Origin of the sequence: Alkalithermobacter thermoalcaliphilus JW-YL-7 = DSM 7308 (assembly GCA_001584565.1) — a bacterium.
GTDB classification, from domain to species: Bacteria; Bacillota; Clostridia; order Peptostreptococcales; family Peptostreptococcaceae; genus Alkalithermobacter; species Alkalithermobacter thermoalcaliphilus.
Genome location: LSFY01000001.1, coordinates 242,671 through 264,722 on the forward strand (window position 1 = coordinate 242,671; position 22,052 = coordinate 264,722).

Consider the following 22,052-nt stretch of genomic DNA (forward strand, 5'->3'; position numbering starts at 1 on the left):
ATTATACAATAATATATTGTATAACTTAAAAGAAAGGAGGAAAAAAGATGGGAAGTGTTACATTTGTAAATAGAAAAGGAGAAATGACCTTAAACAGCTCAAAAATAGAAGATACACTTAAGATAATGGCTGACTTTGATTATGTAAAGGATATAACAGAAAGTATAAGTCAAGGTAACATAATGGTATTTGATTGCAAATTAGATAAGTCAGTTTTTAAGTACGAAGAAATGGACGATGAGTTTTACGACGATGTTGAGGTGGATGAAGAATATTTTCAAGTTATGTTTGAAGATATAAAAGAATATATAAAAGATGTATGTGATCATATAGAAGATGATCTAAGAGATGAATACAAATATGATAAAATACAAGTTCATTTTGAAATATATAATTTAGATGAAACATTCACTGAAGTAAGCTTTGTTGTTTGCATATCGTTTAAGGAAATGAAAAGACTAGAACTTATGGATCTTACAAAACTTGTTGCAAAGAGGCAATTAGAAGGATCTTCGAAATATTTTAACTAAATTAAAGTAGGGCATATGCCCTACTTTTTGATTTTGACTTTGTAATAATATGTAAAAAATTCTTGAAATTTGTAGGAATGAATATTATAATTTATTTACTATGAATAGATAGGAGGGTGATTTAGGTGGAAGGTAATAATTTAATAAGAAATGAAAGAAATAGTAGTAATATCCTAAAAAATATAAAAATGACACAGTTATTACTTATAATATTAATTCTTACATCTTTATCTATATCCTATTTAGCTTATTCATCTTTAAACAATATGGCAATTTTAAATAACGATATGAATATTCTTCATCAAAATATCGAAAATCTAAACAAAAATGAAATACAAAGCATGGTTAATGAGGCCAATAGGTTATACGAAAACGCACGAAAATTATTTACAGGAATATCAACAGCAGTTATTATAATTCTTGCAGTATTAACTTTTATACTAATAAAACTTTTGAAAGACTCAATGGCCCAGATAAACGATGTTTTAACCAAACTTTCTGATTATGACTTTACAGTTGAATTACAAGAAGATGGTAAAAACGAATTTGCTCAAATGAATAGATCTTTATATATAGTAATTAAAAACATGAAAGAGGCATTAGCTCAGATTAAAGATAGATCTGAAGAAGTAACGGGTCAATCACAAACTTTAGCTGCAGTATCAGAAGAAATGTCAGCATAATCTCAGGAACTTGCATCAACAATGCAGCAAGTTGCAGATGGAGCTACTAATCAAGCTCAAGATCTACAGGATATTGTAAATTCATTATCAGATTTAACAGATAACATAGATAATGTATATACAGAACTTGAAAGTGTAAAGGTTGAAACAGAAAACGCAGAAAGTAAAGCAAATATAGGAAAACAAGAAATGGATATACTTATTAAATCTATTGAAGACATAAAAAATGCATTTGAATTAGTAATTAGAAAGGTAGAGACATTAACTTTATCTGTAAAAGAAATAAGTGGTATTACAGAAATAATATCAGCAATATCAGAGCAAACTAACTTACTTGCACTTAATGCAGCTATAGAAGCAGCAAGAGCAGGAGAAGCAGGTAGAGGATTTTCAGTAGTTGCAGAAGAAGTTAGAAAATTAGCAGAACAATCAAGACAGTCTACTGAAAAAATAACTAATTTAGTTTCTTCTATAACTAAAGATACTGAAGATGTAATACATACTTCAAAGGATGTAGAAAAGTCAGTAAAAGAGCAAACTTCATCAGTAGAAAGTACTGTAAAATCATTTGAAGATATACTTGTAGCTATAGAAAATATAGCACCACTTATGAAAAAGACATATGTTGCTATGGAGAAAATTGTAAAATCAAAGGATGAGGTTATGGAAAGAGTAGAAGGGGTAAGTGCTGTAACAGAAGAAAATACAGCAGCAACACAAGAAGTGGCAGCATCAGGTCAGCAGATGACAGCTTCATCTGAAGAGGTAGCAGCATCAGCACAATCTTTAAGCGAAATAGTAATTAATTTGATGGATACTGTAAATAGATTTAAAGTATAAAAATGGATAGGCTTAGCCTATCCATTTTTATAAATTAAGCTTTATTTATAGAGCCGAATAACTCCATTTTTTCTTTAACTGTAGCTTTAATAGCTTCAAATCCAGGAGCTAGTATCTTACGAGGATCGAATCCTTTACCTTCTAAATCCTTTCCAGCTTCTATATATTCACGAGTAGCTTTAGCAAAAGCTAATTGGCACTCAGTGTTTACATTTATTTTAGCAACACCTAAAGATATAGCTTTTTTGATCATATCTTCAGGAATACCAGTACCACCGTGTAAAACTAAAGGCATATTTCCAGTAGCATCTTTTATAGCAGCTAGTGCTTCAAAGTTTAATCCAGCCCAATTTTCTGGATATTTACCATGGATATTACCGATACCAGCAGCTAACATTGTGATACCTAATTCAGAAATAGCTTTACACTCATTAGGATCTGCAATTTCTCCAGAACCTACAACTCCGTCTTCTTCTCCACCTATAGAACCAACTTCTGCTTCAACAGAGATACCTTTTTCTTCACATATTTTAATTATTTCTTTTGTTTTAGCTATATTTTCTTCAATAGAATAGTGAGAACCATCAAACATTATTGAAGAAAAACCAGCTTCGATAGCTTTTAAAGCTCCTTCATAGCTACCGTGGTCTAAGTGAAGTGCAACAGGAACAGTTATATTTAATTCTTCGATCATTCCTTTAACCATTCCAACGATAGTTTTAAAACCACCCATATATTTTCCAGCACCTTCAGAAACACCTAAGATTACTGGAGAATTGTTTTCTTGAGCAGTTAATAAAATTGCTTTTGTCCACTCTAAATTGTTGATGTTAAATTGACCAACAGCGTATTGTCCTTCTACTGCTTTGTTTAACATTTCTTTAGCTGAAACTAACATTATGTAACCTCCACAATTTTATTTTATAAAAATCACATTATTTAGTATTTAACCCACAAAAAATATTATAATCTAAAATTAAAAAATGTTAAATAAAAAATTTTTTCTTTTTTATTTCCACAGTGCATAGTGTCTATGTATTTCATTGTAATAATCAAAGATAAAAAGTATAATAATATTTAGGTAAAATAAGGAGGGATTTAAATGCCACAAATAAAGATAAGAGGTATAGAGGCTAATGAAATATGCAAAATAAGCGAAAAAATGATAGATAACCTAGTAGATATAGTAAAATGTCCAAGAGACTATTTTGAGATAGAATGCATATCTTCTGTAGCGATAAGAAATGGAAAAATAGAAAAAGCATACCCGTTTATAGAGGTAGCTTGGTTTGATAGAGGAGCACAAATACAAGATAAAGTAGCAAAAACTATTACTGACATAATAAGAAAAGATTTAAAAATAGAATCATTAGACTTAGCATTTACAGTATTTGAAAAAGAAAAGTACTACGAAAATGGAGAGCATTTTTAGGAGGATGAAATGGCTAAAAAAGAAAGGCTAGATAAGGTTTTATCAAATTTAGGATATGGGACAAGAACAGAAATAAAAAAATACTTAAAATATGGAATCGTAACCGTAAATGGAGAAATTATAAAAAATGCATCTACACATATAGATCCTGAAAATGATGAAATAATATTTGATGGAGAAAAAGTAAATTATAGAAAATACATATATATAATGCTAAATAAACCTAAAGGATACATATCTGCAACATATGACGATGTAGAAAAAACAGTAATAGATATTATAGATCCTGAGTATAGAATATTTAATCCTTTTCCAGTTGGAAGGCTTGACAAAGACACAGAAGGTCTTTTAGTACTTACAAATGACGGACAGCTTTCACATAGAATACTATCACCTAAAAGACATGTTCCAAAAGTATACTATGCTCATATACAAGGAGTAGTTACTGAAGATGATGTAAAAGCCTTTAGTGAAGGAGTAGTTTTAGATGATGGATATAAAACTATGCCGTCACATCTTAAAATACTAAAATCTAACGATATATCAGAGATAGAAGTTAAGATATATGAAGGAAAATACCATCAAGTAAAAAGGATGTTCGAATCAGTTGGAAAAAAAGTAATTTATCTTAAAAGAATATCTATGGGAAAATTAAAATTAGATGAAAATCTAGCACTAGGAGAATATAGAGAACTTACAGAAGAAGAAGTGAAGCTTCTTGAAGAAAGGGAGTGAATAAATTGAAATTTGAAATAGATACACATGTTCATACAGTAGCTAGTGGACATGCATATAGTACAGTCCATGACTTAGTAAGACAAGCTAAAAATATAGGTCTTAAAATGTTTGCACTAACTGATCACGGACCAGCTATGCCAGGAGGGCCACATATATACCATATAGGAAATCAGAAAGTAATTCCAAGAACTATAGATGGAGTATTTGTACTAAGAGGAGTAGAAGCAAATATAATAGATTACGATGGGAATATTGATATTCCAGATGAATACCTAAAAGAATTAGACTTAGTTATAGCAAGTCTTCACGATGTTTGTATAAAACCAGGAAGCATAGAAGAAAATACAAGAGCAATAATTAAAGCTATGGAAAATAAATATGTAGATATAATAGCTCATCCAGGTAACCCAGCTTTTCCTATAGATGAAGAGAAAGTTTTAAAAGCTGCTAAAGAAAAAAATGTATTAATAGAAATAAACAATTCATCTTTTGGAAAAAGTAGGCCTGGAAGTAAAGAAAATTGTATAAAGATAGCTAAGATGGCAAAAGAAATGAATTTAATGTTAGCAGTTGGAAGTGACACTCATATATCATTTCAATTAGGAAAGTTTGATTATGTAAAAGAAGTATTTGATGAAATAGGAATGAGTGAAGATTTGATAATAAATACATCTGTAAACAAACTAATAAACTATCTAGATAAAAAAGGGAAGAAAAACATAAAAGACTTTAAAGTTTTGATACAAACGGAGGAATAAAATTGAAAAAGAGAGAAATGCTACAATTCGTAGTTGAAGATATGGAATTTGGAGGAAACTCCTGTGGATATGTTGATAATAAGAAAGTCGAAATAAAGGGCGGAATAAAAGGACAAGTTGTAAAGGCATTAGTAAAAAGAGTAAAAAAAGATAAAGTAGAAGCTAAGTTAATGGAAGTAGTCGAGCCTTCTTATCTTGAAAAAGCTGGGGTATGTAAGCACTATGGACAGTGTGGAGGATGCTCTATGCTTTCAGTTCTTTATGAAGATCAAATAAAAATAAAAGAGGATCAATTGATATCTTTATTTAAAGAAGGAAATATAAGTGGATTTGAGTTTCTAGGAGTAGAGAAAAGTCCAAACTGGCATGAATACAGAAATAAGATGGAGTATACTTTTGGAGATGAAGAAAAAAATGGGCCGTTAACTCTTGGACTTCATAAAAAAGGAAGAGCATATGACATAATAACTGTTGATGATTGTTTTTTAGTGGATGAAGATTTTAGAAAAATATTAAAAGAAACAGTTGAATACTTTAAAAAAACTAATCTTTCATACTACAAAACAATGATGCACACGGGGTATCTTAGAAATTTAGTTGTGAGAAAAGGAATAAATACAGGAGAAATTCTTATAAACTTAGTTACATCTTCACAAGAAGAAGTTGATTTAACTGAATATGTTAACACTCTTTTGTCATTGCAACTAAATGGAGAAATAGTTGGAATTTTACATACTATAAATGATTCTCTAGCTGATGCCGTTAAGTGTGATGAGCTAAAAGTTTTATATGGAAAAGATCATTTTTATGAAAAATTATTTGACCTTAAATTTAAGATATCTCCATTTTCTTTCTTTCAAACAAACACAAAAGGAGCAGAAAAGCTTTATAGTATAGTTAAAGAATTTATAGGAGACAAAAAAGATAAAGTTATATTTGACCTTTACTCTGGAACAGGAACAATAGGACAAGTACTTTCAAAAGAAGCTAAGAAAGTAATCGGTATAGAACTTATTGAAGAAGCTGTTGAAGCTGCAAATGAAAATACAAAGCTAAACAATATAACTAATTGTACTTTTATAGCAGGAGATGTAGGAGAAAAGGTAAAAACTTTAAAAGAAAAGCCAGATATAATAGTCCTTGATCCTCCAAGACCAGGAATACATAAAGATGCTCTAAAGGATATAATAAGGTTTAATGCAAAACAGATAATCTATGTTTCTTGCAATCCTAAAACTCTTGTTAGAGACCTAGCAGAGCTTGAAAAAGCAGGATACAAGGTACTAAAGGTTAAGGGAATGGACATGTTCCCAAATACTCCTCATGTTGAGACGGTGGTATTGATGTCAAGGGTATAAAAATAAGGTGTATTTAAAACATTGATAAATCAAGGGTTTCCAAGTGTAGTTAGTTTTTCTAGATTATTTTCTAGAGCTGATAATGCTGGGAAACCCTTATTTTTAGTGGTTGAGGAAACATATCAAAGACTAAAATTGCCATAGGGTTGAGTTGACAGATTAGATGGATTGGTAGGGTTGTGGAGATAGGATAGATGTGATAAGATATTTTAAATAGCCTACATATCATAAATAATGTTTTGCTATATGTTGAGTAGTCAGTGTGTACGTTTATAAAATTTTAAGGCTTTATTTTATATGAATTGGAAGTGGGGATCAGCATGTTTAAAAAAATAAATAATTTCTTGAATTGTTTAATTGGTTCATTTATCGGTGTGTTTATTGCTCATAGTATATATACATATTTTGATTTTAGAAATAATCCAGGTTTATATGAGATTCAATCGACACCTTGGCACATGAGTATTCAAGTATATGGGTGGGGTACTGCTGTAATAATATTTATTGCTATTATTCTCTTATTAATAAAAAAGAAAATGAAAGAAATTAATAATACTTTTTATGTTGATTGTTTATAAAAAATATTAATTTGGAGGTAGAACATGTCTAAAAACCCAAAAGTTCATTTTATACCACCTAAACCTCCAAAACGAGAGAAAAGAGTAGGTATTTACTGCCGGGTCAGTAGTAATAGTTTTGAACAATTGAAAAGCCTTACTGCTCAAGTATCTGCCCTTACAAGGGTAACTGCGGCCACGCCTCAATGGTTACTTGTTGATGTTTATATGGATATTGCCTCTGGGAAAACCGGTTCTTCTCGCAAAGAGTTCTCTCGTATGCTTGAAGATTGCAACTCCCATAATCTAGATATAATACTCACTAAGAGTATTAGCCGATTTGGTAGAGATACAGTGGATACACTTGAAGCATTAAATCAACTAAAAACGTTAGGAGTTCGTGTAATATTTGAGCAAGAAGATCTAGATACTGCAAATACAGATAGTGACCTTATGATATCTATCATCGAAGCTATTGCACAGGCGGAAAATGAATCTAGAAGTGATAATATAAAATGGGGTATTAAACAAAGAGCGGCACAAGGCACTTCAAAGCTGTATAACCGTAAATGTTATGGCTATAAAAATGATGTTGATGGCAGTCTTATTATAGATGATGAAGAGGCTAAAAATGTACAGCTAATATTTGAATTTTACCTTCAAGGCAAAAGTATTATAGGAATAATTGAAGAGTTAGAAAAGCTTGGTATTAAATCCCCAACTGGAAAAGATAAGTGGAGTAAAAGGACAATTGATGTAATGTTAAGTAATGAAAAATATATAGGAATAGTTCGACTATTAAATTCAGGGAAGTACGAAGCTCATTATATTTCTGAAGATAATAATCCTTCTATTATAAGTGATGAACAGTTTAAGGCAGTACAGATTGAGAAGGCAAATAGAAGTAATGTTATAAAGGGTGAAGATGGCAACCAGAGAAAAAATAAAAAGTACAGTTCTAAGAGAAAATAGCAAATTTGGATTTATGGAGGTTATTTGGATTGAAAAAAATGAAAAATAATAATAAATCAAAAAGAATCATCATAATTACAATTCTAATCTTATTGGCTGTTTTTGGAGGTATAACCGTCTGGGGTAATCTTACAGTAGGCACCACTCGTTATAAGATAACTTTGGAGCGTTTGCCAGTTGCATTTGAAGGATATAAGATTGCACAGATTGCAGATTTGCATAATTCAGAATTTGGAGAGGATAATTCGAAAACAATTAAAATCTTGAAAGAGGAGAATCCTGATATCATTGTTATTACTGGTGATCTGGTAGATTCAAATCACATGGACATAGACATTGCAATAAAGTTTATTCAACAGGCGGTAAAAATTTCTCCGTGCTATTATGTGACAGGCAACCATGAGGCATGGATTGGAGATATCTACTATGAACTGGAAGAACAATTGCTCGACGCAGGTGTCACTGTATTACGTGATGAGGTGATTACAATATCGAATGATAAAGACAGCATTCAACTGATTGGTTTGGACGATCCTGATTTTTCAGATCAGGCTCCTTACCTTCAAGAGAGCATGCTAGAGGCTAAACTTTACAATATGAATTTAAAAGATGGGTTCAAGATTTTATTGTCGCACAGACCAGAATTCTTTGGAGTATATGTAAAAAATGACATTGATTTAGTTCTCAGTGGTCATGCACATGGCGGGCAGTTCAGAATTCCTTTTATAGGGGGCGTTATTGCTCCAAATCAGGGGTTTTTCCCAAAATATGATGCAGGAGAATATCATGAAGCCAATACTACGATGATTGTCAGTCGTGGTATTGGAAACAGCATAATTCCTGTAAGAATTAATAACAGGCCAGAAGTGGTTATTGTCCAATTATATTCTCAATGATAAAACCTAGCTTACAGGGTCTTTTGAAGCATAAAAACAAAATAGCCTACTTTCTTAAAGGTAAGCATAGATGACATAGAAAAGAAAAACGACGAGTAAACATTGATAAATAAAGATATCTTACGATTTATTGACTTATTCCATAAATAGCCTAAGTATTTCATGTGGAGACGGTAGTATTGATGTCTAGAAAATAAAGCTCAGAAGGCATTGAAAATACTGGGTCTCATAAAATAAAGTAAATCTGTCTACTCGACTTAAGCCCTCGATATGTGTACGTGGAAACATATCGAGGGTATATTTTTGTGCAAAATTTGAGCTAGAATATGGGTAGGGTTGAGTTGACAGATTAGATATACATATAGGGTTGAGGAGATAGAATGGATGTGACATTCTATACACCTGACAATAGGATTTAGAGTAATAATTATTGAATTCAAATCAAAAATCATGCGAACTTAAAGAAAATGTTGCAAAATAATGATGCTAATGATATCATGTAATTATACATACATAGAGGTGATTACAATGGCAATTAGTTATAAAAAACTATGGAAGCTTCTTATTGATAGAGATATGAAAAAGAAAGACTTGCAGAAGCTTGCGGGTATAAGTTCTGCTACGATAACAAAGCTTGGTAAAAACGAAAATGTTAGTACAGAAATAATACAAAAAATCTGTATAGCGTTGGAATGTGACGTCTGTGATATCATGGAAATGGATACCAAACGGAATTAGTATTTATTATTGTGAAATATCAATCAAATGGAGGCTTGTTTAATGATAAATATAAGAAAATTAGAATCAGAATTATGGGAATCAGCAGATCTCTTACGTCAAGGTTCTAAATTAAGTTCTCAAGAATATTGCATGCCGGTTCTTGGTTTAATCTTTTTGCGTTATGCATATAGCCGGTTTAAATATGTAGAGGCAGAAATACTAAAAGACCGTCCAGTTCGAAATGGTCGTGTACTGCCTGTTGAGTCAAGTGATTTTAAGCAGAAAAGTGCTATCTTTTTACCTGAGAAGGCACGATATGATTATTTGCTCAATTTACCAGACGATGCTGATTGTGGGAAAGCAGTCAATGAAGCTATGGAGCTTATTGAGGCAGAGAGTACTCAATTGAAAGGAATACTACCTAAAACATATACTTCTTTTAGAAATGATTTGTTGAAAGAATTGTTGCGTATTTTTAACAATAGTGCATTGAATGAAATCAACGATGATATCCTTGGACGTATATATGAGTATTTCTTAAATAAATTTGCTTCAGCTATCGCTTCGGATGATGGAGTTTTCTTTACACCTAAATCTTTAGTAAAGATGATTGTAAATATAATTGAGCCAACTCATGGGATAGTATTGGATCCAGCCTGTGGAAGTGGTGGGATGTTTGTTTCTTCCAGTGACTTTGTTAATGCTGAAGGCATCAATGCTAATTCTGTTATGACTTTTTATGGACAAGAAAAAGTGGAGTTTAACGCTAAGTTATGTATCATGAATATGGCTGTACATGGTCTGAATGCAAAAATCAAGTCTGGTGATGAGGCTAACAGCTTCTATCATGATGCTCATAATCTGGAAGGTAGCTGCGATTATGTAATGGCTAATCCTCCATTTAATGTAGATAAAGTAAAAGCAGAATCTACTCAGAATGCAGGACGCCTACCTTTTGGATTGCCAGGAGTGAATCAGAAAAAGGAAGTCTCTAACGCTAATTATCTCTGGATTTCATATTTCTATGCTTATTTAAATGATACCGGACGTGCTGGCTTTGTTATGGCCGCTTCTGCTACGGATAGTGGTAATAAGGAAAGAGAAATTAGAAAGCAGCTTATCCAGACGGGACATGTAGATTGTTTAATGTCAGTAGCAAATAATTTCTTTTATAAGGTTTCGTTACCTTGTTCACTTTGGTTTTTTGATAAGGGAAAGAAAGAAGAATTAAAGGATAAAGTACTTTTTATAGATTCTCGTAATTACTATACCGTAGTGGATCGAACACTCAATGAGTGGAGTGAATGGCAGATGAAAAACCTCAATGCCATTGTCTGGCTCTATCGTGGAGAGAAGGAGAAATACACAAAACTATTACAGGATTATAGGACTCAAATTATCAATGATTGCAGAGAACTAGATGCTGAATTTGAAAGTGTTTCGATATTGTTGAATGGCTATGGTGAGAAACTTAAACCATTACGAGTTCAGGTAGCTGATACCATTAAAAATGCTGAGGATATTAATCAGTTATTACCGCTTAATGATATGTTGAAAAAGTATACTACAGAACTTAATGAATCGTTAAAAGCACTTTGTGAGTACGGTGATGGATTGGAGAAGGATGAAGCTAAGGTGTTTGCTAAATCCATCGATGAATCCGCAACAACTTGGGAGCGCTTCAAAAAATCTGTTTCTACTCGCATTGAGGAAGTAGTATCTCAAATTAAAGCATGCCGCACAGTTATAAAAGAAGCAAAGTGGCTCACTGAAAAATTCGGAGACGGCACATATACCGATGTTCTGGGACTTTGTAAAGTTGCAACTATAGATGAAATAGAAGAAAAGAACTGGAGCCTTACTCCGGGTGCATATGTGGGAGTAGCTCCCGTAGAGGAAGATGATGAAAACTTTGAAGAAAGAATGACCGAAATCCATAAGGAGCTTTTAACTTTACAGGCAGAGGCAAATCAGTTAATGGATACTATTTCTGCGAATTTTGAGGAGCTGGGGATATGAAGACAAAATGTAAAATTGGAGATTTGGGTCAAGTAGTAACTGGTAAAACGCCGTCTACTTCAAAGCGTGAATATTATGGACATGAATATCCATTTATAACTCCTTCAGATATAACAGGATCATTTCATGTAACTCCAGCAACATACTTATCATCTGAGGGAGCACGACTATTAAATAAAATAATGATACCTGCAAAATCAGTTTGTTATACATGTATTGCTTCTATTGGAAAAATATGCGTAACTAAAGAAGATAGTTTTACTAATCAACAGATTAATAGCATTATTGTAGATGAAGAGAAAAATGATTTTAGATATGTATATTATTTACTAAAGTTTTATACTAATCACATTAAAGCAATCGCAACTGGTGCAGCAACACCTATCGTAAATAAAGAAAGATTCTCGAATGTTGAAGTTTCGGTTCATAAACTAGATAAACAAAAACGCATTGCAGACATTCTTTCTGCCTATGATGATTTAATAGAAAATAACCAAAAGCAGATTAGGTTGCAGGAAGAAGCAGCTATGCTGTTGTATAAAGAATGGTTTGTAAATCTTCGATTCCCTGGATATGAAAACACTAAGATAGTTGATGGTGTGCCTGAGGGGTGGGAACTGACCACAGTAAAAGAAATGGGACAAGTGATTACTGGAAAAACACCATCTACAGCGATAGTCGAAAATTATGGTGAAGATATACCCTTTGTAAAAATTCCAGATATGCATGGTGTTATCTACCCATTAAAAACCGAAGTGAAATTATCTGAGAGAGGAGCAAACACACAGAAGAATAAATTTTTGCCACCGAAGAGTATTATGGTTTCTTGCATAGCTACAGTAGGTCTTGTTTGCATAACTCACGAGGTATGCCAAACAAATCAGCAGATAAATTCTATAGTCCTTAATGACGAAGATCATTTATATTATATGTTTTTTAAGATGAAGGGAATAAAATCATTGCTTGAAGGTGTTGGAAGCAATGGCGCAACAATGACGAATGTTAATAAGACAAAATTTGAAAATATTGAGTTACTAAAGCCAGAAAATGAGATTCTTAAAAAATTTAACAATTTGGTTGAACCATTCTTTAGCAATATTCTTGCTTTGAGTAAGCAAAATGAGAAGTTGAAAGAAGCACGAGATAAACTTCTTTCTAAACTAATGAGTGGTGAAATTGAGGTGTAATAATGCCAAGAGGAAAATCTATCACAAAACTACTTTTAGATTCATCACAGGCTGCACTATTTGCAGGAATTGAGATACATAATAAGCCTAATATTCCTTATAGGTATCCTACGGCAACTATACTAATTGTAAACGCCTGGGAATTAGCGCTTAAAGCATATGTATATAAGTTTATAGGCAGAAAGAGAATCTTTGAAAAGAATAGTGAGCATACAATTTCATTAACAAAAGCTGCAGTGCTTGTGCGAGATAATATAAATACGGTTAAAAAGAACAAAGAATTTCAAGCTGTGTTTGATAACATCATATTATTGAATGAATTTCGATGTTCTAATATTCATTATGCTGATGAAAAGTTAGATCCTATCATTTTTATGCTTATTAGCAAAGCAGTACTGAATTATGATAATTTTCTGAAGGAGTACTTTAATAAAGACATTACTAAAAATGATAACCTGATAATATTACCTGTTGGTTTGAAACTACCTTTTGACCCTGTGGAATATCTTAAACAAAAGGGTGGCAAAGGAAGCAATAAATTCGTGAATAAAGTACTTGACAGCATTAAGACCTTGTACAAAGAACAAGTTCACGACACAATTATCGTTGGTTTTGATTTATTTACAGCGAGTGTTAAGAAGGCAGAAAACGCTGATTTAGTTGCTGCTATAGACCAAGCAAATGCTGATGTTAGACTAATAAAAGCGGTTCGAATTACAGATGATGAGAAGGCACCATTGGTTCGATTGGAACCTGAGTTGTTACCGTTATCCTATAAAGAACTACAGCAACGAATTAAGCTGAATCGGCCAGACATTAAGTTTAATAGTATATTCAATGATATTATGAAAGAAATAAAAAAGAATAACACATTATGTCAGACAAGATATTTAGACCCCAAAATAAAAACAGGTACAAAGAAGTATTTTTATTCTGAGAAAGCAGTTGATGAAGTTATAAGAATGTATGACGAAGGGAGTGTATAAGATGAGCTGGGAATATTCTGAAAATATATTAGTGCAAAATAGTGCGGGAAACCTACTTCATGATGAATTAGAGTGGGATGTTCAGTTTGCCTATAATAAGGAAGTCCTCGGCGAGAATGGTACCTTCGGGCGTAAAAGTTATAAAGAAATTGTTTTTACCAGATACCTTCGTAAGGCACTGTTTGAAAATAACGACTGGCTAACTGAAGAATATTGTGATTCTGCTATTAAAACACTTCTTGCTTATACATCCTCTAGTAGCTTAATGCAGATTAATCGCGAAAAATATGGGATGCTTCGAGATGGCATTCCTATAAAAGTTAAGAAAGCTAACGGCGATCAGGAGGATAGGTTGGTCCGGGTGTTTAATTTCTCTGATCCTGAAAAGAACCATTTTCTTGCTGTAAAGGAGATGAAGATTCACGGTGATTTATATCGTCGCAGAACCGATATTGTTGGCTTTGTGAATGGCATTCCACTGCTTTTTATAGAGTTGAAAAAGCAAAATGTAGATGTACAGGATGCCTACACCTGCAATTACACTGACTATTTAGATACCATTCCCCAGCTATTTCATTTCAATGCCTTTGTTATGTTGTCCAATGGCTTGGAATCCAAAGTAGGTACTTTGGGTAGTAAATACGAATTTTTTAATGATTGGAAACGTCTACATGAAGATGATAGCGGCTCTGTGGAACTGGCAACCATGCTGAGAGGTATTTGTAATAAGAAAAACTTTATGGATTTATTTGAAAACTTTATACTTTTTGATACTTCTGGTGGTACAACGGCAAAAATTATGGCAAGAAACCATCAGTTCCTTGGTGTTAACGAAGCTGTTGAATCTTATAAGAATCGAAAACTGAACAACGGTAAGCTAGGTGTTTTCTGGCATACTCAGGGTAGCGGGAAAAGTTATTCCATGGTATTTCTTGCACAAAAAATTCGCAGAAAATTTGCAGGCTCCCCAACCTTTGTTATTCTGACAGACCGAGAAGAGCTGAATAAACAAATTAGTGATACCTTTGAAGCATGTGGTTTGCTTGGTACTACGAAGGCCAAACAGTTTATTGCTACTAGCGGTGAAGATTTAATTCAGAAGTTAAAAGGAAATCCAAGCTTTATCTTTACGTTAATACATAAGTTTAATAAACCAGATGAACCACCTATAATTCCTGACCACGACATCATAATCTTATCGGATGAAGCACATCGTACACAAAATGGTATATTTGCTGATAATATGTGTACATTGCTTCCTACAGCTTCCCGTATAGGATTTACAGGTACACCGCTGTTTGCTTACGACAATATTACCGAAAGAACATTTGGCGGCTATGTTTCCATTTATGATTTCAAGCGTGCTGTAGATGATGGAGCGACGGTTCCTCTTTATTATGAGAATAGAGCCGATCTACTGGAGATAGACAATCCAGAAATTAATGATGAACTACTAGATGCAATAGAACAGGCTGATTTGGATGTTAATCAGCAGGCTAAACTAGAACAGGAGCTAGCTAAGGACATACATGTCCTTACCAGTGAAAAACGTTTGGATACCATTGCAAAGGATTTTGTAGATCATTACTCTGAGTTGTGGACAACGGGTAAAGCCATGTTTGTTTGTATCAATAAAGTAACCGCAGTTCGAATGTTTAATTTAGCTCAGAAATATTGGGAGTTAAAAATAAAAGAAATTGAATCTTCACTGTCTGGAGCCACACAGCAGGAATACATGGAAATCAGCCGTAGGCTAGAGTGGATGAAAAACACAGAAATGGCGGTTATTATCAGCCAGGAACAAAATGAAGTAGCTACTTTTGAAAAATGGGGACTGGATATTAAACCCCATCGCAGTAAAATGGAAAAACGAGAAATGGACAAGGAATTTAAGGATCCTGATAATCCATTTCGAATTGTATTTGTTTGCGCTATGTGGCTGACAGGGTTTGATGTGAAATGCCTTTCTACAATCTATTTGGATAAGCCATTAAAAGCGCATACCTTGATGCAAACCATCGCACGAGCGAATCGTGTTTATGAAGGAAAAAGCAATGGTCTAATTGTTGATTATGTTGGTGTTGTTAAAGCGTTAAGGAAGGCTTTGGCTGATTATACAAAAACGAAAGGCGGAACTGATGGATCTGATCCTGCTCCTGATAAAGCAGAGTTGATTGCTCGAATCATTGAATTAACTAATGATATCATTGAGTACATGAAACAGCATGGTTTTAATTTGTCAGCTCTTGTTCAGGCAGTTGACTTTGACAAGTTGTACTTGGTTCAAGAGGGAGCCAATGCCATGTGCGTCTCAGAGGAAGTGAAGAAACGTTTTGAAGTTATGGCTAGGGAATTATTCAAACTGTTTAAGTATGTCGAAAAGCAGGAGGTCACAGATCAGTACCGAGCTTATAAAAATGCTATCAGTGCAGTTTATGACCAGATGCAAGAAAAAAGGAAGCATTCGGATAATACAGATTTAATGATTCAGCTGCACAATATAGTTAGTGAATATATCAATGTTGTTAAGCTACCAGAGCATGTAAACGAAGATGGTAGTGGATACTTAGTTGAAAGTCGCCGCTTTGATATTAGCCATATTGACTTTGAACGCTTGCAGCAGGAATTTGCACGTGTTAAGAACAAGAATCTTCTTATGAAAGATTTACAGGAGCTTATCAATGACAGGTTGGATAATATGATGAAGCGCAACCCATCACGTATTAACTATTATGAACGATATCAGAAAATTATTGAGGAATACAATGCTGAACAGGACAAAGCTGCCATAGAGAAAACATTTATTGACTTAACTAACTTCGTAAATGATCTGGATGATGAGGAGAAAAGATACGTACGGGAAGGGTTTAACAATGACGAAGAATTGGCTATGTACGATTTGCTTTTAAAGGATTCACTTACTCCCGCAGAGATTAAAAAGGTTAAAAAGCTTGCCAAGGCATTGTTGGAACGAATCAAGGATAAAATCAGTGAATTGGATCATTGGACAGAAAAGGAAGAAACTCAGGCAGCAGTCGATATACTTATCAGAGATACCCTATGGAGTGAACTACCTGATAGTTACGATGATAGATTATTAAATGAATATCGCCGAAAGATTTATGAGTTTGTATATACCACTTATCCGGCGGCGTAGTTAAAGAAAGCTGTGTTATACAACTTTTTAGGTGTGGAGGAGAAGAAGGTCCACAATCTATTGGCTGCAAATATAATTAGGCAAATATCAAAGAACTCAGGCTATCTTAATATCAACGAAAGAATAAATAATTTACCTCTATAGTTCATTTTTAAAGATGAATTCACTAACGAAAAGTCCAAAATAATTAATAAGGTGGATCGAAGTGCAAAGAATCTAATGAAAGTGAAGTAAACAGGCGTGAAAGGTGTAAGACTATTAGAACGATGAAGATTACTATAGCGAGCGAACGTGAGGAAATCACCAAGATTTATAGGAGAGGGGGAGGGAGATGAGCTCACTTAATATTTTAGAACTGATAAAAAAACGAACGCGATACCCAATGGGGAATAGGATTGGAGATGCCTGGGTAGATGAAATTTTACAGCGCGATGATGAAATGACATATTTAATAACTACAGAGAACTTGTCGACATTGATGGGGATTCAAGGGAGAAATAAGAGACGAATTTTGTTTGAGATGGATTTATGTCAATATAGTAGACACAAAAACTCAAATTTTTATGCAGTTTTTCTTAAAGCATCTTCAAGCTGTTGAGGAGTCATATAACCGATACTGCTATGAAGCCTTTTTCTGTTGTACCAGGATTCTATATATTCAAATATAGCTAGCCTTGCAGCATCAAAGTCATAGTATGTAGCTAAGTTTACTTCTTCCTTTTTTAGTGTAGCATGAAAGGATTCTATACAAGCATTGTCATAGGGACATCCCTTGCCGCTAAAGGAATGAACTATATTATGTTCATTAAGATAATCATCAAATTTAGAGCTTGTATATTGGGAGCCCAAATCACTGTGGAGTATAACAGTATTCTTTGGTTTTTGAGTTATGTAGGCATTTTCTACAGCCTTTATAGCTAGTTCTGTATCCATAGTCTTTGAAAAAGCATAGCCAATAATTTTCTTTGTATGAAGATCCAAAACTGAAGCAAGATAGCACCATCCGTCTTTAAGTGTATAAATATAAGTTATATCAGTAACCCATTTTTCATTTATTGTAGTTGTTGAAAAATCTCTTTTCAAAACGTTTTCTTTAGCCTCTATTTTGCTTTTGGAAGAGTGAGGTCTGAATTTTTTGATAATTATGGATTTTATATTTAGTTTTTTCATAATCCTTTGGACTCTCTTAAGGCTTATGGCATGTCCTCTTTCTTCACGAAGCACTTTATGTATTTTGGGAGCACCATAACGACCTTTACTATCTTTATAGATCTTCAGTATTTCTTCCTCGTACATCTTGTTTTCTACGCTTCTTTTGCTTTCGGTTTTGTTTAGATACTTATAAAAAGAGCTTCTTGAAACCTTTAACACTTCACACATTAGCGTGATATCATGCTCTTCTTTATGATCATTTATAAACTCAAAAATAGAGGTTACTTCTTTGCGAATATGGCCATGGCTTTTTTTAATATTTCATTTTCCTCCTCAAGCCTTGCCATCTTCTTTAACATTGCCTGATACTCTTCTGATGTTATAGTTGTATCTTTATCCACAGTTATTGGTTTAGCTTTCTTAATCCATCCATTGATTGTTGATTTTGATATGCCATATTCGCTGCTAAGCTCTGCCAAACTCTTACCAGAGTTATAGAGCTCTACAATTGTCTTTCTAAATTCTTCTGTATAATACTTTTGCCCTTTTGCCATTGTAGACACTTCCTTCCCTTTTTATATTTTAAGGTGTTCGGCTTTTTGTGTCTACACTAATATACTAACACCAATAAAGACTAATTTTGTTTTTGACTTTCCCACTCATGCGGCAAACGGGGAGTTTGAAAGTCTATTCTGGAGTGACTCTTATGATGATTTGGACGAAAGTTATATCGGACCACCCATATTGTCCCGTGTGTGGGAACATATCAACAGGCTGCACTTCTTCTAGCTTATAATCCTCATCCTGGCATAGTATCTTATGGCCCTAGCTAATGTAGATGGATTGCAGGATACATAGACAACCCTTTCTGGAGCCATCCTCTTAATGGCTTCAAGTAATGCTTCCTCACATCCTTTCCTTGGTGGGTCAACTAAAATAACATCGTAATAATCACCTTTTTATATCGCCCATTTTCGTTTACCGGTAAAAGAAACGGTCAGCCAATGAGGTGTATCCTTAACAACTCTAGCAATCTCTTCGCGAACTTGGTCTTGGTCGTCAATTGACTTTACCATCGTGTCCTTTGTAACAACGAAATCTATTTCAATCCATAGCTGTTCTCCGACTTTTGTTAAACGTACGAACGACTCTTTAATTCGATACTGTTTTTCGATTTCCTTTACTTTGTTTTCAATCGGTTCAACTAATGGGTGGTCTGGCTTCTTTTCTAAAATTTCATTTAGCGCATCTTTTATTTCTAAAAAAGGAACTTTAATAAATACAATTGAAACAATCGTTACCATAGCCGGATCGGCATAAGGCACAAATTTAACGAGACTATCTATTTGTGTCATCCCTTTTGCAAGCGCAAAGCCAAGCAAAACACCAAACGAAATATACGTATCCATCATCCATTGATTTTTTTCTGCCGTTACAAGACCTGATGAACCCTTTGCTTCTTTTCTTTTTAACCAAAAATAAACAACATAACAAGCAAAGGATGCGAAGATTGTATATACAAGCGCAGAATTTAGAAGTATTTCTCTTCCGCCAGTAAATAAAGAAAAAATTGCAGCGATCAGTGAAGCGATAACTAAGATCAAAATCACGCTATATCTAACTATAATTACTAGTGGTTGAATCATTTCTTTCCCAAATGGGTATTTACGCCAATCCTTTTTCTTCATATACGAAACTGAATAAAGGGACAGTAATGATAATGCGACGCTGATAAGAGAGTAAAGTCCATCAAACAGAATGATCTGTGATGAAAGGATTAATCCCCAAACCATACCAGCTACCGCAAATATAATCGCAGCAATGACAGAAATCAATAATATCCTCTGGTCATCTTGTTGCTTAGATTTCATGTTATCCTACTCCTCTTTCATCTTGATTGATTTTAAAAATAATACGACATCATTCATCGATGTCTCTACTTGCTGTTCATGCTGATTAAATAAATAAAATTTTTCGGCACTATTTTCAATTACCCCTACAATCAGTTTCACAAATGCTCGTTTTGACGATAAACCCGGATGAGCCTTTAATTGCGCTTCGAGCCATTCGTAATATGGACGATAAGCCTCTTCCCACAATTCAAACGAATCATCAAATGCAAGCCCAGAGTATAACACATTGATTAACGTTTTTCTTACTCTCGTTAGCTCATACGTACCTTTAACTAAACATAAGATTAAATCGTCATACGTCTTATTGGTTTTATCATAATACTTTCTTACAAGTTGAAATTGTTCATGTAAGATCAATTTAGCAATTTCAGGAACTAAGTCACTCTTTGTTTTAAAATACAAGTAAAACGTGCCTTGCGCAATTCCTGCTTCCTTAACAATTTGAGATACCGATGTTTTCTCGTAGCCTTGTTTTTCAATAAGTGCCATTGCTGCTTTAATCACTCGTGTTTTTTTTTTCATAACAATGCTCCTTCAAAATAATAATTACTGACTGACTGTCAGTCATTATTATATATCATTTTTTATCAAAACACAAGCACTTTGTCCACAGAAAGTACAGAAAGAGCATGGTCCTTATTTGTTATTTAAAGTATCCTTTAAAAGATTCTCACTACCCATGACGCCTACTCAACATCTAGTAAATTACTCTACATGATGTTTAGGCTTTTTAAAGTGTTTTATCACAAGTAATCTGTCTCCTCAACCATTATAAAAATAAGCGTTATCATTTTCAGGAGAGGTGATATGTTCCCAAAAGGAACAGCACTTGCTCTTTAAAAAATATTACCTAATTGAAACTTCGAAACTTTGATTTTATCGTTCAATTTTTGGATTTTCTAATATCAAATTTGTAAAGGGGTGCAGGTCCCTGGATTATTTCCCTTGTCACTTTGAGAGCACCTGTATGATTCGGCCGTGTGTGCCATTGTACTAATTGAATGTTACCGTTAGAGATCTCAATTGCTGTGATCCTTGTAGGGTAAACACAACATCCCATATTAAAGTATGGTAGCTCATTACTCTTAGGAAATTTAACTCTGTGAGTATGTCCACAAATGAGCATCATTTTATATTTCTTTATCCATTTGTTATAGTTCCTCTCAAGCTTATGACGTTTTTGGGCATTCTTAACAGGGCTTGCAGGGTTTTGGATGCCATATGCATGGAGAAATCTCCAGAAATACTTCAGTGACAACATTGTAAAGAACCAAAGGTGATCATTGACAAGATCCCCTTGATGCCCATGAACGATTAAAATCTCCTGACCAGTTTTTTTAACCTTTAATACCAAGGCTTCTAGTGGTTCAATACCCTGTAGAAAATCATGTTCAATTTTGTGATAGTGATCATAAAAGGTATAGTAATTATCTCTAACATACTCCTGATTCTTCAAATATATATTGTGATTACCATATAGTAAAATTAGTCTGTCATCATCATAGAATTTTTTAATATTTGCAAAAGCCTCGTGATGAGCATTTTTTATTACTGAAAAATTCGGATGTTCCCAAAGCTCGTCTCCATCTCCTGCCTCCACATAAGTAAATCCATTATCAAAGTAATATTTGAGGGCGAAATTATAGGCATTTTCATTTCTTGTGAATTCATCTGCCAGACTCCCTGCACCCCTGTGACAGTCACTGAAAAAAACATATTTGGAGTCCTCATCAATATGCTCTACTCTGGCATTTTTATAGGCTTCTGTCAACCTCTTGACTATTTGCAAATAGATCACCTCCCTAGTGGTAGTAATAAATATATACTGTATGCTTATAAGGGGTTCAAATTAACTGTTTCAGAAAACTGAGGAGACTTAACGCCATAGAAGCTAGAAATCCTATTCCTGTTTGGTCTGGTACTTGTCCATATAAATTCTCTAAGGAAAAATTCGTCCTTCTATTATATTTTGACTAACTCCTCCATTTCAGCAAGATCCCTATATATTAACACTTCTATAAAGGTATCTGTATCCCTTCAACCATTGTTTTTTAAAGACTGAGTTAAGAAAATGAGTTATAACAACTAACTAAGTTAGGTTAAACTACTAACTCAATCAACTCTGCTTTAATCTTTAACAGCCTATGGCTGCAT

General features: G+C 33.6%; 21 protein-coding genes. 15 read left to right on the top strand and 6 right to left on the bottom strand.

The features are described 5' to 3' along the window. The first annotated feature begins 47 nt into the window (after positions 1-47). From JWYL7_RS01410 to JWYL7_RS10730, 3 genes are all read left to right on the top strand, one after another. Entirely contained in the window at positions 48-530 is a 483-nt protein-coding gene (locus JWYL7_RS01410; protein WP_066067850.1) for a hypothetical protein, read from the top strand. Between the two features lie 125 nt (positions 531-655). Next, on the top strand, positions 656-1,213 hold the full coding sequence (locus JWYL7_RS10725) for a methyl-accepting chemotaxis protein (protein WP_066067853.1): 558 nt from the start codon (positions 656-658) through the stop codon (positions 1,211-1,213). Positions 1,214-1,234: 21 nt separating this feature from the next. Further along, complete coding sequence (locus JWYL7_RS10730) at positions 1,235-2,053, top strand: methyl-accepting chemotaxis protein (RefSeq protein ID WP_066067856.1); 819 nt, start codon at positions 1,235-1,237, stop codon at positions 2,051-2,053. Between the two features lie 34 nt (positions 2,054-2,087). Here JWYL7_RS10730 and fba read toward each other — a convergent pair whose 3' ends face one another. Next, on the bottom strand, positions 2,088-2,951 hold the full coding sequence (gene fba / locus JWYL7_RS01425) for a class II fructose-1,6-bisphosphate aldolase (protein ID WP_066067859.1): 864 nt from the start codon (positions 2,949-2,951) through the stop codon (positions 2,088-2,090). A 204-nt stretch (positions 2,952-3,155) separates the two neighbouring features. Here fba and JWYL7_RS01430 point away from each other — a divergent pair, with 204 nt between their 5' ends. The 12 genes from JWYL7_RS01430 to JWYL7_RS01485 all read left to right on the top strand — a co-directional run bounded on the left by JWYL7_RS01430 (position 3,156) and on the right by JWYL7_RS01485 (position 16,833). Continuing rightward, positions 3,156-3,485 (top strand): DUF1904 domain-containing protein, encoded by a 330-nt coding sequence (locus JWYL7_RS01430; RefSeq protein WP_066067861.1) that lies wholly within the window; start codon positions 3,156-3,158, stop codon positions 3,483-3,485. A gap of 9 nt (positions 3,486-3,494) precedes the next feature. Further along, complete coding sequence (locus tag JWYL7_RS01435; RefSeq protein WP_066067864.1) at positions 3,495-4,220, top strand: pseudouridine synthase; 726 nt, start codon at positions 3,495-3,497, stop codon at positions 4,218-4,220. A 5-nt stretch (positions 4,221-4,225) separates the two neighbouring features. After that, the gene (locus JWYL7_RS01440) at positions 4,226-4,981 is read left to right on the top strand and encodes a phosphatase (RefSeq protein WP_066067866.1); all 756 of its coding nucleotides are present in this window, start codon (positions 4,226-4,228) and stop codon (positions 4,979-4,981) included. 2 nt (positions 4,982-4,983) lie between these two features. Next, positions 4,984-6,339, top strand: coding sequence for a 23S rRNA (uracil(1939)-C(5))-methyltransferase RlmD (gene rlmD, locus JWYL7_RS01445; RefSeq protein WP_066067869.1), 1,356 nt, complete (start codon positions 4,984-4,986; stop codon positions 6,337-6,339). A 320-nt stretch (positions 6,340-6,659) separates the two neighbouring features. Further along, complete coding sequence (locus JWYL7_RS01450; protein ID WP_066067872.1) at positions 6,660-6,917, top strand: hypothetical protein; 258 nt, start codon at positions 6,660-6,662, stop codon at positions 6,915-6,917. Between the two features lie 24 nt (positions 6,918-6,941). Then, entirely contained in the window at positions 6,942-7,868 is a 927-nt protein-coding gene (locus JWYL7_RS01455) for a recombinase family protein (RefSeq protein ID WP_066067876.1), read from the top strand. A gap of 38 nt (positions 7,869-7,906) precedes the next feature. After that, positions 7,907-8,764: a metallophosphoesterase gene (locus JWYL7_RS01460; protein WP_064012482.1), complete on the top strand. Its 858-nt coding sequence runs from the start codon at positions 7,907-7,909 to the stop codon at positions 8,762-8,764. A 528-nt stretch (positions 8,765-9,292) separates the two neighbouring features. Continuing rightward, positions 9,293-9,502, top strand: a complete 210-nt coding sequence (locus JWYL7_RS01465; RefSeq protein ID WP_058259153.1) for a helix-turn-helix domain-containing protein — start codon at positions 9,293-9,295, stop codon at positions 9,500-9,502. Positions 9,503-9,544: 42 nt separating this feature from the next. Further along, complete coding sequence (locus JWYL7_RS01470; protein WP_066067879.1) at positions 9,545-11,503, top strand: N-6 DNA methylase; 1,959 nt, start codon at positions 9,545-9,547, stop codon at positions 11,501-11,503. Continuing rightward, positions 11,500-12,690, top strand: a complete 1,191-nt coding sequence (locus tag JWYL7_RS01475) for a restriction endonuclease subunit S (RefSeq protein ID WP_066067882.1) — start codon at positions 11,500-11,502, stop codon at positions 12,688-12,690. The genes JWYL7_RS01470 and JWYL7_RS01475 overlap by 4 nt, the downstream gene beginning before the upstream one ends. Positions 12,691-12,692: 2 nt before the next feature. Beyond that, positions 12,693-13,676: a DUF3644 domain-containing protein gene (locus JWYL7_RS01480; protein ID WP_066067885.1), complete on the top strand. Its 984-nt coding sequence runs from the start codon at positions 12,693-12,695 to the stop codon at positions 13,674-13,676. Between the two features lies 1 nt (position 13,677). Continuing rightward, a complete protein-coding gene (locus JWYL7_RS01485) occupies positions 13,678-16,833 on the top strand; it encodes a type I restriction endonuclease subunit R (RefSeq protein WP_066067888.1) in 3,156 nt (1,051 codons plus the stop codon). A 561-nt stretch (positions 16,834-17,394) separates the two neighbouring features. Here JWYL7_RS01485 and JWYL7_RS01495 read toward each other — a convergent pair. From JWYL7_RS01495 to JWYL7_RS01515, 5 genes are all read right to left on the bottom strand, one after another. Then, positions 17,395-18,539 (bottom strand): IS3 family transposase gene (locus JWYL7_RS01495; RefSeq protein WP_242862612.1). Its coding sequence is split into 2 segments (ribosomal slippage): positions 17,395-18,293 and positions 18,293-18,539, totalling 1,146 coding nucleotides; the frame shifts between segments, so codons are not numbered across the junction. A 231-nt stretch (positions 18,540-18,770) separates the two neighbouring features. Then, entirely contained in the window at positions 18,771-18,923 is a 153-nt protein-coding gene (locus JWYL7_RS10925; RefSeq protein ID WP_331721928.1) for a hypothetical protein, read from the bottom strand. A gap of 21 nt (positions 18,924-18,944) precedes the next feature. Continuing rightward, on the bottom strand, positions 18,945-19,856 hold the full coding sequence (locus tag JWYL7_RS01505; RefSeq protein ID WP_066067895.1) for a cation diffusion facilitator family transporter: 912 nt from the start codon (positions 19,854-19,856) through the stop codon (positions 18,945-18,947). A 6-nt stretch (positions 19,857-19,862) separates the two neighbouring features. Further along, positions 19,863-20,420: a TetR/AcrR family transcriptional regulator gene (locus tag JWYL7_RS01510; protein WP_066067900.1), complete on the bottom strand. Its 558-nt coding sequence runs from the start codon at positions 20,418-20,420 to the stop codon at positions 19,863-19,865. Positions 20,421-20,781: 361 nt separating this feature from the next. Continuing rightward, a complete protein-coding gene (locus JWYL7_RS01515) occupies positions 20,782-21,687 on the bottom strand; it encodes a metallophosphoesterase family protein (protein WP_149683772.1) in 906 nt (301 codons plus the stop codon). Positions 21,688-22,052 lie beyond the last annotated feature (365 nt).